The sequence below is a fragment of the Flavobacterium rhizosphaerae genome (assembly GCF_046000445.1).
Lineage (GTDB): Bacteria > Bacteroidota > Bacteroidia > Flavobacteriales > Flavobacteriaceae > Flavobacterium > Flavobacterium rhizosphaerae.
This window is the reverse complement of sequence record NZ_JBELPZ010000004.1, coordinates 68,066-84,546: the sequence shown is the minus strand read 5'-3', so window position 1 is coordinate 84,546 and position 16,481 is coordinate 68,066. Positions and strand designations below refer to the sequence as shown.

The window sequence follows — 16,481 nt, the reverse complement described above, 5'->3', positions numbered from 1 at the left end:
TTCTGTCAACACTAATGGATACTGCCCATCTGCCTACGTAAAGAGGGCACCTCCTTTTTGTTTCTTACCGCTATGATTTCGCTCAAAATAGCAACGGCAATCTCCTGTGGTGTTACTGCCCCAATAGCAATGCCGGCGGGGCTGTAAACAGTATCCATAAAGTCAAAATCAAGGTCAGGGCTATACTCTGATAATTCATTCATTAATTTTTCACGGCGTTTTGCCGATCCTAATATGCCAATATAAAACGGGTTTGTTTGTTGCAACTTTAAAAGAAAATGTAAATCCCGTGCATAATTATGATTCATTAATACCACAGCGGTACTATTATCAATAGTAAAATCAAACTCCGTAGCAGGGTCAAGATGCGCTATATGGGCTGCCCCCGGAAAATCTTTAATTGTTTTTGGGTCTCTCGGCGAATCTGCTATTATTACCTCCCAGCCAAGTTGCGATGCTGCTTTACAAAGCGAAACAGCATCGTGTTCCGCACCTATAATAACCAGCTGTAAAAGGGCATTAAAAGTGTGCCTGAATACAGCGGTACCTTCACTGCCAGATATAAAGTTATCACGTAAAGGTATTTTGGCACCATCAGCAACTATAATTTCCGAACCAAATAAGTGGCTCTCTGCTTCTTCTTTTACATAAAATGAAGCGATAGTAAATGGCTGCCTGCTTTTTATTTCATTTTGCAACATAGCAGATATTTGATCAGAAATTTTAAAGGGCTCCAGTAAAATATATAATATACCTTCGCAACCTAACCGGTAACGGCCGTCGTAAGTCATTACTTTGGGTATACCTGATTTAAAAACACTTTCTGCCTGAAATTTCACTTCTTTCTCAACGCACCCACCACTCACAGCACCGGTTATTACTCCGTTTTCAGCAATCAGCATCTGTACGCCGGGCTTGCGGTAGGATGAACCCTGTAATGCCACGACAGTTGCCAATACGTGTTTCTGGTCCCGATTGCGATATGCTGTTTCAAGTATTATTTTAAATTCATGTGTCATTAGTACAATTTGTCTTAAAGTATTAAAGATACATCTTTTGAGAAACAGTTTTTGCTAATCCGTAGAAAATGTAGCAGTACTTTTTAGAGAAAATTGCAATGTTGTTCCTATCTTAGATACTTCTTAACAACGTTTAATTAGCCTAAAACTTTACCTTGATAAAGAAAACTTTTCAAAGCTTGTTCTTATTCGCATTATTTATACCTATAAGCGCGTGCACACAACAAAAGGCAGTCCCGGTTCGGATTGCCGTGGCTGCCAATATGCAGTTTGCCATAGATTCGTTAATTACTGATTTTCATAAGGAAACAGGTATCAACTGCGAATTAGTGATAGGATCTTCAGGAAAATTGACAGCACAGATTAAAGCCGGGGCGCCTTATGATATCTTTGTTTCGGCAGATATGAGATACCCACAGGAACTTTATAAAAGTGGACTTACAACAGTGCGGCCCAAAATTTATGCTTATGGGACACTGGTAATGTGGAGCCTAAAAAAAACAGGTTCTTTAACTGTAGGGTATCTAAACTCTTCTGAAGTAGCGCATATCGCTGTTGCAGATGAAAAACTGGCACCTTACGGCGCGGCCGCAATGCAATATTTAGAAGCAGTATCGATGAAAGAGGAACTGAAACGAAAGTTTGTAGTAGCCCAAAGTATATCAGGGGTAAACCAATATATTACTACCCATAACGCGGAGGTTGGTTTTACAGCAAAATCGGTTTTGCTGTCGCCTGAAATGAAAGGAAAAGGAAGCTGGATCTCCATTCCGGAAAATTATTACGAGCCCTTAGCGCAAGGCGCTGTAATAATTAGTCATGAGGATGCAACAGCGAAACAACAAAAAAATGTAAAGGAATTTTACCAATACCTCTTCTCTGAATCCGCACACCGGATTTTAAAGAGCTATGGTTATGAAATAAAAAAAGGTATAAAATGATGTGGGAAGCTCTGCAGATAACTTTTACATTAGCGCTTATAACAACTTTTATACTACTGCTTGTTGGTGTACCCCTAGCCTATGCACTCGCGCAAAGCAAAAGTAAACTGAAGCCGTTTATAGAAACTATTGTAACCTTGCCACTGGTTTTACCGCCAACGGTGCTGGGATTTTACATGTTACTTGCTTTTGGAAAATCCGGCTGGATGGGGAAATGGTTATATGACGCTTTTAATATACAGCTTGTCTTTAGCTTTTCGGGGTTAATAGTAGCATCCGTAATTTATAGCCTACCCTTTATGGTACAACCGCTACAGTCTGGATTTGAGCAATTGCCTAAAAAATACAGGGAAGCGTCATTATGCCTCGGAAAATCAGGATGGGAAACTTTTTTTAAAGTAGAGTTACCAAACATTAAGCCAGCCTTACTTACGGCTGTCATATTATCTTTTGCCCATACTATTGGCGAATTTGGCGTAGTGCTGATGATAGGGGGTAATCTGCCGGGAAAGACCAAGGTAGCGTCTATTGCAGTATATGAAGCTGTTGAAAAGATGGAGTATACCGATGCTCACTTCCTTTCATTACTTTTACTACTATTCAGCTTCTCAATACTTTTTATCGTATACCGGTTTAACAGGAACGGGTTTAAAATTCTTAATAGATGATTGAACTACAAATTACCAAGAAATTTAAAGGAAATACGGAATTTGAAATTTCTGTTTCCATGCAAATAGAAAAGGGCGCATTCGTAGCTTTATATGGAGAATCGGGATCGGGTAAAACATCTGTACTTCGTATGCTCGCAGGATTGTTAAAGCCCGATAGTGGAAAGATAATTATTGATGGCATAACCTGGTTTAAGGCAGGATACAAAAAAAATATTGCTACCGGCCAGCGAAACATAGGGTACCTTTTGCAGGAGAACACCTTATTTCCTAACATGGATGTGAATGGGAACCTGATATATGCGCTAGGCAAAGGCGAAAATAGATATTTTGAAGAAATTATTGGTTATATGGGTATTGCACCTTTGCTAAATAAAAGGGTGGATGAATTATCCGGCGGGCAACAGCAGCGGGTGGCATTAGCCAGGACATTACTTACCAAACCCGACATATTATTGCTTGATGAACCTTTTACAGCCTTGGATAATAGCTCTAAAACCTCTTTAATAAAGGCTGTAAAGCAGCTGCATAAACAGTATGGACTTACTATTATTTTGGTGAGCCACAGCATAGCTGAGGTAGCATTACTTTCTGATATTACCTATGTGATAAAAGAAGGGAAAATTACTGCTAAGGGCAGCCCTAATGAGGTTTTTGCCCCTAATAATAATAGCAATACTATTACGTTCCCGGCGGAAGTCATCTCAGTCAATGAAAGTACTGAGGTACTTACTGTTTTAATTCAAGACAAGATAGTTACCCTGCCATTATCCAAATCAGGCAAAGCAATTCCTATAGAAATAGGCGATATATTATGGCTTCGTGCTGATACTTTTAAAGTTATATAAGTTAACTTATTTTATATTCCTTTTTCGGGCTTTGCCATAATCAGTTTTTCAGGTGTTATCGGAAGGTGGCGCATACGTTTACCGGTGGCATTAAAAATAGCATTCGCAATAGATGCCGCAACACTGGTAATACCAAGTTCGCCAATACCTTTAACTCCCATTTCATTGGCTATTTTATCTTCTTCTGGCAGGAAAACAACATCAACATTTGCTAGGTCCAAATTTACCGGCACATGGTAATCTGCAAGTGTCCTTGTAATAAAATTACCATAGTTTGGTTCAATTTTAGATTGCTCTGCAATTACCATACCCGCCCCCATGGTAAGCCCGCCTATAACCTGGCTGTAAGCCGTTTTTGGGTTCATTATTTTTCCGGCAGAGGCAACATTAACCATTCGCTTTATGCGGTACATACCCGTGTCCTTATCCACCCAGACCTCTGTAAAGTTAGCCCCAAATGAAAATACGGAATGGTTTTTAAAGGCCTCGGAAGGCTCGGCAGTACCTTCTGCCGTAAAGGTACTTAGTTTACTCTTCGTCATAAGTCCTGCTACAGAATCACTGTTCCCAGCTTTGCCGCCTGCCTTTTGTTGTAATCCTGAAATCAGGTTTTCGCAGGCTTTTCGCACGCCGTTAGAGTATGATGCAGCGCCCCATGACCCACCTGATCCGGGTGTAACCGGAAAATCAGAATCGCCCAGCTCAACAGTAATATTTTCGATGGGGATTTTTAAATAGTCCGAAGCAGTCTGCCCTAAAATGGTATAAGTTCCGGTACCTATGTCCGTTCCATCCATTTGTATTGTGGCGAAAGATTTACCGTCTTTTAATTCGACAATAACCCTGGCATTAGTTTTCATGTACGGTGCCCTTCTGGATGCCGCACTTACCCCATATCCTATTAGCCAGTTGCCTTTTTTATTGGTTCCGGGTGCTTTTCGTTTGTCCCAGCCAAACTTATCTGCGCCAATGCGAAGGCATTCTGTTAGTAACCTTGATGAAAAAGGTTTGCCAGCGCCTAAATCGGTTTGTGTGTCATTTTTTATACGGAACTCAATAGGATCCATATTTAACTTCCATGCCAACTCATCTATGGCAGATTCCAGTGCAAAACTACCGGTAGCCTCACCGGGTGCCCGCATTGAATTAGGCACCTGAATATTTAGGGGTATTAGGCGATGTGTTACTTCGTTATTAGGGGTATTGTACAGCATCTTAGATACGTTGCCGCACGACTCGTAGTACTGAAGGTTCGTGGCGCAGTGTGAGGTGGTATAATGCCCTAATGCCGTTAATACTCCGCTCTTTGTAGCTCCAAGCCGCATTTTCTGCTCATCAAACTGCCGCATACCTGTGTTGGTAAACATCTGCTGTCGCGTTACTGTAATCTGCACAGGCCTGCCAAGCATTTTGGAGGCCATTACAGCCATGGTAACATGCTTGAAAATATTTAATTTGGAGCCGAACCCACCCCCCACATAAGGCACGATGATCTGAACATTTGTTTCGGGGATCATAAAAGTATCGGCTATCGATTTTTTAGCCTTGGCAAGTATCTGCTGGCTGGCATACATTTTTACGCCGTTTTTTTCCCACGATACAATAGCTGCGTGGAGTTCCATAGGATGCTGGTGCTCGATAGGGGTCGTATACGTTTCCTCTACTTTGGCACTAGCGTCTCTCATCCCCTTATCCATGTCTCCCCGTGAGTAATCTGCTTCTTTGTCGGGCTTAAATGCTTTGCCCCTGTTCTTATCCATATGGATATCCGCCTTATCTTCTTCGTACATTACTTTAACCAAGCTGCAGCCGTATTGCGCCTGCTCAAAGGTTTCTGCAACTACACAGGCAACATATTGCCCATAATAATGTATTTCATTCGTCTGAAATACCGGCGCTACGGTTTCAAGTTCAAACGAAGTCAGTTCTTTTTCATAGTTCTTTAATTTTTCAGCATTTTTATAAGTAATTACCTTTAAAACACCCGGCAGTTTTTCAGCTTCGGCAGTATCTATGGCAATAATCCTCCCCTTGGCAATGGTACTGTTTACCCCTTGTGCGTATATAACATTTTTGACTGGAAATTCCGAGGCATATTTTGCCATACCCGTAACTTTAAGCCTGCCATCAATCCTGTCTACGGACTGTCCTACCCCTGATGCTTCTATTATATTCATACTCTTACTGAAAAATTATATGGTTTTAGTATATGCCTGGCTTAATGCCCTGATTATAGCTTTTTCACCCATGGACACCTTATAGCCGTTCTCAGAAAGGGGCCTGGCATCTTGCATTGCCAACTGTGCAGCTCTTTCAAAATTAGCCTCATTAGGTGTTTTTCCTTTTAAAAAATCTTCGGCAGCAGTTAATTTCCAGGGCTTATGGGCAACCCCGCCCATGGCAAGGCCTAAAGCAGAAATTTTGCCATTTTCAACCTGCATCCCCGCTGCTACTGAAACCAGCGCAAAGGCATAGCTGGAGCGCTCTCTTATTTTAAGGTAATGATAATGATGCTGATATATTGGCCTGGGCAGGTGTATTGCCGTAATCAGTTCTCCCTCTTCCAGATTGGTGTCTCTTTCAGGGTTCAGCCCGGGCAGCCTGTGAAAGTCTTTAAACGCAATTGTTCTCAATTTCCCTCCGGGAGAAGATACTTCAACTTCTGCATCCAGTGCTGCAAGGGCTACACACATATCAGATGGATGTACCGCAACACATTTATCACTATAGCCAAAAATGGCATGCAGTGCATTCATGCCATTTTTAGCGCCGCAGCCTGTGCCCGGCTCACGTTTATTACAAGGCATAGAAACTTCATAAAAATAAGGGCAGCGTGTGCGTTGCAGTAAATTACCACCATTAGTGGCCATATTGCGTATTTGGGCTGTGGCGGCAGAGAGCATGGCCATTGATAACAATGGGTATTGTGTACGTATAAGGTCGTGGTTTGCCGTTTCGGAATTACTTAGCATAGCCCCGATGGTGTAACCTCCCCTATTGCTTTGGTCAACCGTTTTATAATCAAGGTTGGCGACCTCTATAATTGTACCAGGGCGTTCTACATTTTCTTTCATTAAGTCCACCAAGTTAGTGCCTCCCCCTAAATACTTACTGCTTTTTTTGGTACTTACTGCATTAAGTGCCTCTTTTTTGTCAGTTGCACTTATAAAATTAAATGGCCTCATGATTTGCTGTTTTACTATTGGTAGGTTATGCTTTTTTTGCTTTTTCCATTTGCTCTGGTGTGGCAAATTCATAAGTTGGCATTTCACTCTTACCGGTATGGACTTGCCTAAAAGCCTGCACGATATTGTTATATGCCCCGCAACGGCAAATGTTACCTGACATACGCTCGCGTATTTCTTCTTCCGAAAGTGTAAGGCCCTTGCCTGTATTTGCAATATTTTCTGTTACGTAACTGGCTTCTCCACGCTTGGCTTCATCAAGAAGAGCTACCGAAGAACATATTTGCCCCGGGGTGCAGTAACCACACTGGAAACCGTCGTGCTTTATAAATGCTTCCTGCATGGGATGTAATTTATTTCCGTCGCTAAGGCCTTCTATAGTGGTAATTTCTTTGTCCTTACATGTTGCGGCCAGTGTTAGGCAAGATAGTTTCCGCTGCCCGTCAATAATAACGGTGCAAGCACCACACTGTCCATGATCACAGCCTTTTTTGCTGCCGGTTAGGTTCAGGTGTTCCCGCAAAGCATCCAGCAACGTGGTCCGGGTATCAACTGTCAGAGGTCTTACAGATTTATTTACATGCAGTTGTACTTTTACTTGTTCCATAAAGTCTGATATATTGTTATGTATGTGCGGGCTTTCGGCAGCGAAAAGTTCATTGGTAAAATAAGAAGATGCCCATATACTTAAACTGGCTGCGGAAACTTTTTTAAGGAATTCCCGCCGTGTATTGCCATTAAGACTCAAAAGCGAATATATATTCTCCTCGTCTTCACTTAAGTTTTCCTTGTGGTCATTAAAGCTATCTGATTCTTTCATACATTATTATTTATCAGAAGAAAACATTGAATTTAACGTATCACTGCTTTTAACAAAACAGTATTTCATACCTTACTAAAGATAACGCTTTTAAGGCATCAACTAAAATACGATAATGTTATTCTTTTCTTAAACTTATAAAAGTAATGTGGTTAAATACTTCTGAGAGCAAGATATTATATCTAGGATATGTAAAACTTCTAAGTATTTAAATAGTGGCAGCGACTGCTACATTAAATATATATATGACCTCAGCGGGGTGAAACTACAGAAAAAAAGTTACTGCCGGGACTGCTAATTTTATCACTATACAATATTATAGTAGTTTTATATATGAAAATAATGTGCTAAAATCTATGTTTCAGCCTTAGGCTATATTGATTATTTAATAAACCTAATTATTGGTAAACATCAAAATAAAGATTTTTATTCAGCTTAAAATAAATGAAACCACGATTGAAATCGATTATTGTATTGAACCGCTTGAGCAAATTGTTTCCGAAGAAACCGGCCATCTTTTCCGTACTGTCAATACCTTCTGTAGATTCCGATAGCATAGCGGGAATATTGTACAGATATTTGCCGGAGAAATTTATAATAGGGCAAAGCATTACCTGCATCTCATACACTGAGCCATCAGAACCCTGAGCCGTTGCGCTTCCTATATTTCTCATTTTTTCGCTGAGCTTATGTTTCTTAGCATATGGTGCAGCTATGGTCAACAGGTCATCTGCACCACTATCAAGGCCAAAAATACCCTTGTACTCTTTACCTTCAATTACAATAATACTTTCTATGGCGGGATAATTGTCAATAAAGTTAAGCTTCAATTTTTCATATCTATCATAAATGATATCCGTTGCTTGCTGGTTGTAAAAGCGGATTTCATTCCTGTTATAATCGATTTCAACAATATTCCCCTTCATAAGGTCAGTACCAAATACCCCATCAAAAGCATCGGTTTGGAAATCAATTATATTAAGACTTACGTCTTGTCGTTTAATATCGCCAAAAGCCACCACGTTATTATCGCTTTGCTCTACTTCATTGCTACCATTCGAACCCGTATTTAGGCTACTACCCGTAATTTTGATATCGGGGTTTTTGCCTGAAGAACGATTTATTACTGAACCATTAGCCCCTGTATCAAACATAAATTTTAAACTGTCGGTCGCATTTACCTTACAGTATATATAAACTACATTTTTTTCAATAGTAAAAGGAATAACAGCCTGCGGCTTAGCTTGACTATAAGTGACAATATTGCAAATAAGTACGACAAAAGTTAAAATTACTTTCATAAAAGATTAATACATTTAATTTATACTAACAGTATATAACAATCAATTATTATGGCTGTAGCAAATATAACAAAGAAAAGTTTCCTACTAACATAATTAATCAACGGCTGGCCAGTTTGGCTTGCGCAGGCTTATGAATAACTTAATTTGCATAGTATTATTACTTAAGCTATAACTATATCAGTATCTATTTAAAGATTTGAATCTTAGGTAACCATCAAAATGAATTCATAAGAAATAGTAATATGTATTTTTTCATAATTCTATACTTAATTAATCTTGTATTCACTATATAAAATACCTAAACTATTAAAATATATTTTATAAAATAGCATTGAAGCTTTATAAAAAAACAAAATAAAAGCCTCTTTAAAAATATAAAAGAGGCTTTGTAGATTTTGCTTTAAAAAATTAACGCCAGCCCAGTGCCGGGGCTATATGCTCTAAAATTGAAGACAATACATGAATATTATAATCCACACCTAACGTGTTAGGTACAGTTAACAGTAATGTATCTGCTTCCCTGATAGCCTCATCCTGAGCCAATTCTTCAATTAGTTTTTCAGGTTCTGCAGCATAACTCTTTCCAAAAATTGCACGTTTATCATTTTCGATATAACCAATACTATCGGCGGCTTTGCCCTGTTGTCCAAAATAATATCTGTCCTGATCGTTAACCAGTGCAAAAATTGACCGGCTTACCGATACCCTTGGTTCACGCTGATGCCCTGCTTTTTTCCATGCCTCTTTATACAGCCTTATTTGCTCTGCCTGCTGAATATGGAAGGGTTTCCCGTTTTCGTCATACTTCAGGGTAGAGCTTTGCAGGTTCATACCGTTTTCTGCTGCCCAAATGGCAGTAGCGTTTGATGCCGCTCCCCACCAGATACGCTCCCGTAATCCTTCTGAATGCGGTTCCAGGCGTAATAAACCCGGAGGATTGGGGAACATGGGCTGTGGGTTTGGCTGTGCAAATCCCTCACCTTTAAGTTTATCTAAAAATTGCAGCGCTTTTTTACGCCCCATGTCCGCATCTGTTTCACCTTCTTCAGGTTGGTAACCAAAATAGCGCCAGCCTTCAATTACCTGTTCCGGAGATCCCCTGCTTATACCCAATTGCAAGCGCCCTTCAGAAATTAAGTCTGCAGCGCCGGCATCTTCTACCATATACAAAGGGTTTTCATACCTCATATCTATTACCCCGGTACCAATTTCTATTTTGGTTGTTTTAGCACCTATCGCCGAAAGCAGTGGAAAAGGCGATGCTAACTGCCGGGCAAAATGATGCACCCGAAAATAAGCGCCATCCATACCAATTTCCTCTGCCGCAACGGCCAGGTCTATAGACTGAAGCAATGTATCGCTTGCTGTGCGGGTTTGATAAGAAGGATGGCCGGCCCAATGCCCGAATGACAAAAATCCTATTTTTTTCATACCGCTAATTATTAATTATTCCGTTCTTTTATTATTTCAGACAAAATCTGATATGATTTTATCCTGTCATTATGATTATACAGGCTGCTTACCACCATGAGTTCATCTACACCTGTTTCCTGCAAAAACTTATCCAATTGTTTGGCAACTGCTTCCTTCCTTCCAACAAATGAGTATTTAAGCATCTCGCGTACTGCGGGATTGTGCTGAATCATCATTAACTCCTCCGTCATTTCCATAGGGGGTTGCAAAGCTTCCCTCTTCCCGGTTAGTATGCCTAAGAACATCCGTATTACAGAAGTGAAATTCCTTTCGGCCTCATCATCCATATCAGCTGCAATTACATTGACTCCCGCAATTGTATAAGGCTTATCAAGGTATTGAGACGGCTGAAATTCTTTTCTGTAAATAGCGAGGGCTTCATAAAGCAGGCTGGTGGCAAAATGGCTTGCAAAAGCATATGGTAGTCCCATTTTAGCAGCAAGGTGTGCGCTATCTAGGCTGGAGCCTAAAATATATAGTGGCACATTAACGCCTTCGGCTACTACAGCGCGTACCTGAGACCATTCATTATCCGGTGAAAAGTACTCCTGTATCTGTTCAATTTCACCGGGAAAATTATGCACTGCCTGCATCCTGTCACTGCGTATGGCATGTGCTGTAACCTGGTCTGTGCCCGGTGCCCTGCCCAACCCTAAATCAATCCGGTCAGGATAAAGCCTTCCAAGCGTACCAAATTGCTCTGCCACTATAAGTGGTGAATGGTTGGGCAGCATTATGCCCCCTGAGCCTACACGAATAGTTTTAGTATTTCCTGCTATATGGCCTATGAGTACAGAAGTAGCCACACTGGCTACATGCACCATATTATGATGTTCTGCCAGCCATAAGCGGCTATATCCCATTGCTTCTGCTTTTTGGGCAAGGTCAACACTGTTTTTAAATGTTTGTTCTATTGTTACGCCACCCGATACTATAGCAAGCTCGAGTATTGAGTAGGCTGTTTTTTTATTTATTGTTTCCATATATATTTTACGCACCTACTACTGTTTAAGGTGCTTTAACTTTTCATGATTGGCAACCCTGGAGAACCGTTGCATGATAAGCTTTAATTTGGGGTTAATATAAAGTTCGCAGAAAGGCTTTTGCGGATTATTAAAATAATAATCTTTCAACTCATTCCTGCTCGGGTTGAATGCTTGATACGGCAAAACACAGGTGATAAGAGGCTCATTAAACTCTGACTGCAACGCCTCAATAGCTTCTTTAGCCAGTTGTACATCATCATCATTAAATGTATAGACTGCTGAGCGGTATTTATCCCTCATTGGGTGTTGGGAGGTACTGCTATGGGTATAGGCGTGGATAGCGATAAGGGTAGCGAAGGAAATAATTTCAGCGTCATATGAGATAATAACTCCTTCAGAAAAGGAAGCATTGTCCCCATCAGAGGCTATCCAGCCCTGTTGTACAGCGTGAACGCCTTTTAACGAGGAAAATACTGCCTCAGTACACCAATGGCAGCCACCGCCAAAACCTGCCTGCTTAACCATTTGTACTTAAATCCTGCTCTTGATTATCTTTGAGTTTACTTTTAAAAAGCTGCCTGAACTTTTTAAGTTTCGGGTTAATAACTGCCTGGCAATAGCCTTGCTGCTGATTATTGTTATAATAACCCTGGTGATAATCTTCTGCCTTATAAAAGTACTCTAATGGTGCTATCTCAGTAACTATAGGCTCCTGATATACCGATTGCATTTCAGCAATAACTTCCTCCGCTGTTTTCTTTTCAGTTTCATTCCTGTAAAAAATAACACTCCTGTATTGTGTACCTACATCAGCGCCCTGCCTGTTAGGTGTGGTGGGATTATGTGTACTGAGGTGAATACGCAGCAAATCGGCATAGGATATCTCGTCTGCATTATAGCTTACCTCTATAACCTCAGCATGACCCGTCATACCACTGCACACTTCTCTGTAAGTTGGGTTAGCAATTTTGCCTCCACTATAACCACTTTGCACTTTAGTTACACCTTTTAGCAAAGTAAATACAGCTTCGGTACACCAAAAACAGCCTCCGCCAAAGGTTGCCTTGCTTTCGTTGCTTTCTACCTTTTTAAGCGCAACAGCGTTCATACAATACCTTAATCCGCTGGGTTGGGGGCCATCCTGAAAAACGTGACCCAAATGCGCATCACAGGTGTTACATAATGCTTCAATACGCACCATTCCATAACTTACATCTTTGTGATAAGCAATCGCATTTTCGGTAACAGGCTGCGTAAATGAGGGCCACCCGGTACCGCTTTCAAATTTTTCGTTAGCATCAAACAATAATGTTCCACAACACACGCAGGCATATTTTCCAGGTTCAAAAATAGAACACATTTCAGAACTGTGTGCCCGCTCTGTACCTTTTAAGCGAGTCACCCTGAACGCTTCCGGCATCAGTAGCTTTTGCCACTCTTCATTTGTTTTTATAATTTTTTTGTCGGGATCAGGGTTTCCTGTAGTCGCAAATCGTATAACATCAATCCATTTTAGCATTTTAAAATTCCTTTCTTTTTAATTGTGGATTTATATTATTACTTAGTATAAAAAGTATGCCAAACAAGTTGTACCCCTGTAAGGATAAAAAAGCAGCCCTTTTGTCATGTTTTAAAACAACCATTCAGTCAAGCTTTTTAGCGCTACTATATAAATAATAAATCCCTTTCCGTAGAGGAAAGGGATTTATTGATGTATCGAATTGTTGCCCCCAAAAATTCAATGAAAATTTAATTTCATTTACTAATGTAAGACTTTACTCTGAGAAATTAAATTAATAATTTCAATAATCTTTAGAAAATAACAAATAAACAAATAGGTGTTATTTAATTAGCTTTATACGCCTTGAGCACATTAACTTCATAACTATATTTACCTAAAAACAAATGTAAAGTAGAACCGTCTGGTGAATACCATGCCAGGTTTACACGCGCTTTATCACTCTGAATCGCTTTATGCAGCACTTGCGGGTCTGATCCTTTTATATTATCGGCTTCAATACTTTTATAAATATCCGGGTTGTCTATATCCAATCCATTTTCAATCAAAATACGCTCTGTAAGTTTCATTGCATCATTCAGGCCTTCCGGCGTTAACTGAAATTTATACGTAACATCCGGCTTGTTTGCTAATTTTAGCCATTGACGGTAAATAGGTTTTGTAGCATCAAAATTACCTTGAACATCAAGGCCGGTAGCCCCAAAAGTTTGTGCGCCTGCAAATAATCCCTGAAATAAAATAAGTAACGTTACAATACATGTTTTCATAATAACTTTGGTTTTTTAGTTTACCTAATAAATTTACAAAACACATAAAGATGTTATAATAAAAAAATCATAAAATTCTTACGCAGGCTTTATTTAAAGCCAATACAGAGTTTAGTAAGGGCGAACTAAACTTTGCTGAATAAAAAACCCTCCGATATAGAGGGTTTTTCTATTTTGAACCTTACGTTATTTAGAATACAAATATAGGCCTTTCGCTCATCATATCATTTACTGCATCAGCAATCTCTTCAATAACGGCTTCATCCGTATGGTTTTGTATAACACGGTCAATAAAGCCAACTACCGTTTCCATATCCGTTTCAAGAAGCCCACGCGTGGTAATGGCTGCAGTACCTACCCTGATGCCCGAAGTTACAAATGGCGATTTATCATCAAAAGGAACCATATTTTTATTTACCGTTATTTCCGCTTTTACAAGCGCGTTTTCGGCTTCTTTGCCTGTAATGTTTTTATTGCGCAGGTCAATAAGCATCATGTGGTTATCAGTACCTCCGCTAATAATATCATAACCGCGCTTTACAAAAGCTTCGGCCATGGCTTTGGCATTCTTTTGAACCTGTAAGGCATAGCGGAAAAATTCATCGCTTAAAGCTTCGCCAAAAGCAACGGCTTTGGCAGCAATAATATGCTCCAGCGGCCCGCCCTGATTACCCGGAAACACAGCTGCATCGAGCAATGAAGACATCATGCGTATTTCTCCTTTAGGTGTTTTAATACCAAAAGGATTTTCAAAATCTTTGCCCATAAGTATCATACCGCCACGTGGCCCGCGCAGGGTTTTGTGCGTAGTGGTAGTAATAACATGGCAATGTGGTATAGGATCGTTCAACAGGCCTTTAGCGATAAGCCCTGCCGGATGCGATATATCGGCAAGCAATAAAGCGCCAACACTATCGGCTATTTCACGAAAACGTTTAAAATCAATATCGCGGCTATAGGCAGAAGCGCCTGCAATAATCATTTGCGGTTTTTCTTTTGTTGCTATTTCCTGTATCTTATCATAATTAAGCCTTCCTGTCTCTTTTTCTACCCCGTAAAAAACAGGGTTATAAAGCCTCCCTGAAAAGTTTACAGGAGAACCGTGTGTAAGGTGCCCTCCATGAGAAAGGTCAAAACCAAGAATTTTATCGCCCGGTTTAAGGCAGGCATGAAAAACCGATGCATTAGCCTGAGAACCTGAATGTGGCTGCACATTGGCATACTCCGCGCCGAAAAGGCTTTTAGCCCTGTCGATAGCTATTTGTTCAATTACATCAACAACCTCACAACCACCATAATACCTCCTTCCGGGGTACCCTTCTGCATATTTATTGGTAAGTACAGAACCTGCTGCTTCCATCACCTGGTCGCTTACAAAATTTTCTGATGCTATGAGTTCAAGTCCGTGTATTTGCCTGTCCTGTTCTTCAAGGATAAGGTCAAAAATTTGTTCGTCGCGTTGCATTATATAAAATTTCGTTAATTTGCTGCCAAAAGTACAAAAAACGTTTGGTAAAATATCAGACAAAAGTATATTTGATAAACAGATACATTAACAGTTTTAAAAAACACAAACTATTTAAAATATGCCATTAACCGCAAACGATCCAAATAGAAAATCGTGGCTTGATGTGCCCGCAAACAGTGATTTCCCAATCCAGAACATACCTTTTGGCGTTTTTATTACCAAAGATGACGTAGTTACCATAGGTACCCGGATAGGCGATTATGCCATAGACCTGGGCGCCCTGCAACAATTAAATTATTTTGAAGGTATTGAACTTACCGATGATATGTTTATGCAGGACACGCTGAACGACTTTATTAGCGATGGTAAAAAAACCTGGAGGCTGGTACGAAACCGTATAGCCGATATTTTTGATACCGAAAACCCTGTGCTGCGTGATAACCAAAAGCATCGCGACATACTAATTTTTACTATGGATGAAGTTGAAATGCAATTGCCTGTTTTAATTGGTGATTATACCGATTTTTATAGTAGCAAAGAGCATGCTACCAATGTGGGTAAAATGTTCCGTGATGCGGAAAACGCTTTATTACCTAACTGGCTGCACCTGCCTGTAGGTTATCATGGGCGCAGCTCTACCATTGTGCCCAGCGGTATACCTGTGCACCGCCCAATGGGGCAAACGCTGCCTGCCGGTGCAACAGAGCCTGTTTTTGGCCCAAGCCAACGTGTTGACTTTGAACTTGAAATGGCTTTTATCACTACCGATGCCAATATTATGGGCGAACCAATACCTGTTGAAGAAGCCGAAGAACATATTTTTGGCATGGTACTTTTTAACGACTGGAGCGCACGAGATATACAGAAATGGGAATATGTACCGTTAGGGCCCTTTCTTGCCAAAAACTTTGCCTCATCTATGTCTCCATGGATTGTAACTATGGATGCCCTGGAACCATTCCGTACTACAGGGCCTGAGCAGGAACCGAAGCCACTAAGCTATCTTGAACAGGAAGGCAACCATGCTTTTGATATTAACCTACAGGTAGCTATAAAACCGGGCGACGGTGAAGAAAATGTAATTTGCAACAGCAACTTTAAATACATGTACTGGAGCATGGCGCAACAGCTTGCACACCATACCGTAAACGGCTGCCGCGTAAACAGTGGCGACGTTATGGGAAGTGGTACTATAAGCGGGCCAACACCCGATAGTTTTGGGTCTATGCTGGAACTTAGCTGGGGGGGCAAAAACCCTATTAAACTTAGCGATGGGACCGAACGTAAATTTATTGAAGATGGTGACTGTGTAATAATGCGCGGCTATTGCCAGAACGACGAAATACGTATAGGGTTTGGTGATGTAAGCACCAGGCTACTGCCGGTTTATAATAAAAAAGAAACTAAAACAGCTTAAGCTTTCTATTAAAAACAGGAGGTAAATATAAATAAAGATGTAAACTAAAAAGCGCCGCAAAAAATC

The 16,481-nt window shown here is 40.4% G+C and carries 14 protein-coding genes and 2 pseudogenes; 4 read left to right on the top strand and 12 right to left on the bottom strand.

Features of this window, described 5'->3' with window-relative positions; genetic code table 11:
* Positions 1-11 precede the first annotated feature (11 nt).
* Positions 12-1,019 (bottom strand): XdhC family protein, encoded by a 1,008-nt coding sequence (locus tag ABS766_RS05940; RefSeq protein WP_408084208.1) that lies wholly within the window; start codon positions 1,017-1,019, stop codon positions 12-14.
* Positions 1,020-1,198: 179 nt separating this feature from the next.
* Here ABS766_RS05940 and modA point away from each other — a divergent pair, with 179 nt between their 5' ends.
* From modA to ABS766_RS05925, 3 genes are read left to right on the top strand one after another with little or no spacing between them, the layout of a single operon-like run.
* Positions 1,199-1,960, top strand: coding sequence for a molybdate ABC transporter substrate-binding protein (gene modA, locus ABS766_RS05935; protein WP_408084207.1), 762 nt, complete (start codon positions 1,199-1,201; stop codon positions 1,958-1,960).
* The gene (gene modB / locus ABS766_RS05930) at positions 1,957-2,628 is read left to right on the top strand and encodes a molybdate ABC transporter permease subunit (RefSeq protein WP_408084206.1); all 672 of its coding nucleotides are present in this window, start codon (positions 1,957-1,959) and stop codon (positions 2,626-2,628) included. Before modA ends, modB begins: the two co-directional genes overlap by 4 nt.
* The gene (locus ABS766_RS05925; RefSeq protein ID WP_408084205.1) at positions 2,625-3,476 is read left to right on the top strand and encodes an ATP-binding cassette domain-containing protein; all 852 of its coding nucleotides are present in this window, start codon (positions 2,625-2,627) and stop codon (positions 3,474-3,476) included. The genes modB and ABS766_RS05925 overlap by 4 nt, the downstream gene beginning before the upstream one ends.
* Before the next feature lie 11 nt (positions 3,477-3,487).
* On the opposite strand, the gene ABS766_RS05920 is transcribed toward ABS766_RS05925, so the two are convergent.
* The 11 genes and pseudogenes from ABS766_RS05920 to glyA all read right to left on the bottom strand — a co-directional run bounded on the left by ABS766_RS05920 (position 3,488) and on the right by glyA (position 14,995).
* On the bottom strand, positions 3,488-5,653 hold the full coding sequence (locus tag ABS766_RS05920; protein ID WP_408084204.1) for a xanthine dehydrogenase family protein molybdopterin-binding subunit: 2,166 nt from the start codon (positions 5,651-5,653) through the stop codon (positions 3,488-3,490).
* 15 nt (positions 5,654-5,668) lie between these two features.
* A complete protein-coding gene (locus ABS766_RS05915; protein ID WP_408084203.1) occupies positions 5,669-6,661 on the bottom strand; it encodes an FAD binding domain-containing protein in 993 nt (330 codons plus the stop codon).
* A gap of 25 nt (positions 6,662-6,686) precedes the next feature.
* Positions 6,687-7,481, bottom strand: a complete 795-nt coding sequence (locus tag ABS766_RS05910; protein ID WP_408084202.1) for a 2Fe-2S iron-sulfur cluster-binding protein — start codon at positions 7,479-7,481, stop codon at positions 6,687-6,689.
* Positions 7,482-7,879: 398 nt separating this feature from the next.
* Positions 7,880-8,782 (bottom strand): aspartyl protease family protein, encoded by a 903-nt coding sequence (locus tag ABS766_RS05905; RefSeq protein WP_408084201.1) that lies wholly within the window; start codon positions 8,780-8,782, stop codon positions 7,880-7,882.
* Between the two features lie 411 nt (positions 8,783-9,193).
* Positions 9,194-10,216 carry an LLM class flavin-dependent oxidoreductase gene (locus ABS766_RS05900; RefSeq protein ID WP_408084200.1) on the bottom strand — a complete coding sequence of 341 codons (1,023 nt, stop codon included), beginning with the start codon at positions 10,214-10,216 and terminating at the stop codon, positions 9,194-9,196.
* Between the two features lie 11 nt (positions 10,217-10,227).
* On the bottom strand, positions 10,228-11,241 hold the full coding sequence (locus tag ABS766_RS05895) for an LLM class flavin-dependent oxidoreductase (RefSeq protein ID WP_408084199.1): 1,014 nt from the start codon (positions 11,239-11,241) through the stop codon (positions 10,228-10,230).
* 18 nt (positions 11,242-11,259) lie between these two features.
* Positions 11,260-11,769, bottom strand: a complete 510-nt coding sequence (locus ABS766_RS05890; RefSeq protein WP_408084198.1) for a peptide-methionine (S)-S-oxide reductase — start codon at positions 11,767-11,769, stop codon at positions 11,260-11,262.
* A pseudogene (gene msrA / locus ABS766_RS05885) lies at positions 11,762-12,298 on the bottom strand (peptide-methionine (S)-S-oxide reductase MsrA); the annotation flags it as partial. The pseudogene msrA and the gene ABS766_RS05890, both read right to left, overlap by 8 nt.
* 15 nt (positions 12,299-12,313) lie before the next feature.
* A pseudogene (gene msrB / locus ABS766_RS05880) lies at positions 12,314-12,763 on the bottom strand (peptide-methionine (R)-S-oxide reductase MsrB); the annotation flags it as partial.
* 326 nt (positions 12,764-13,089) lie between these two features.
* A complete protein-coding gene (locus ABS766_RS05875; RefSeq protein ID WP_408084197.1) occupies positions 13,090-13,530 on the bottom strand; it encodes a hypothetical protein in 441 nt (146 codons plus the stop codon).
* 190 nt (positions 13,531-13,720) lie between these two features.
* Entirely contained in the window at positions 13,721-14,995 is a 1,275-nt protein-coding gene (gene glyA, locus ABS766_RS05870) for a serine hydroxymethyltransferase (protein WP_408084196.1), read from the bottom strand.
* Positions 14,996-15,116: 121 nt separating this feature from the next.
* Between glyA and fahA the strand changes: the two genes are divergently transcribed.
* Positions 15,117-16,415, top strand: coding sequence for a fumarylacetoacetase (gene fahA / locus ABS766_RS05865; RefSeq protein WP_408084195.1), 1,299 nt, complete (start codon positions 15,117-15,119; stop codon positions 16,413-16,415).
* Positions 16,416-16,481 lie beyond the last annotated feature (66 nt).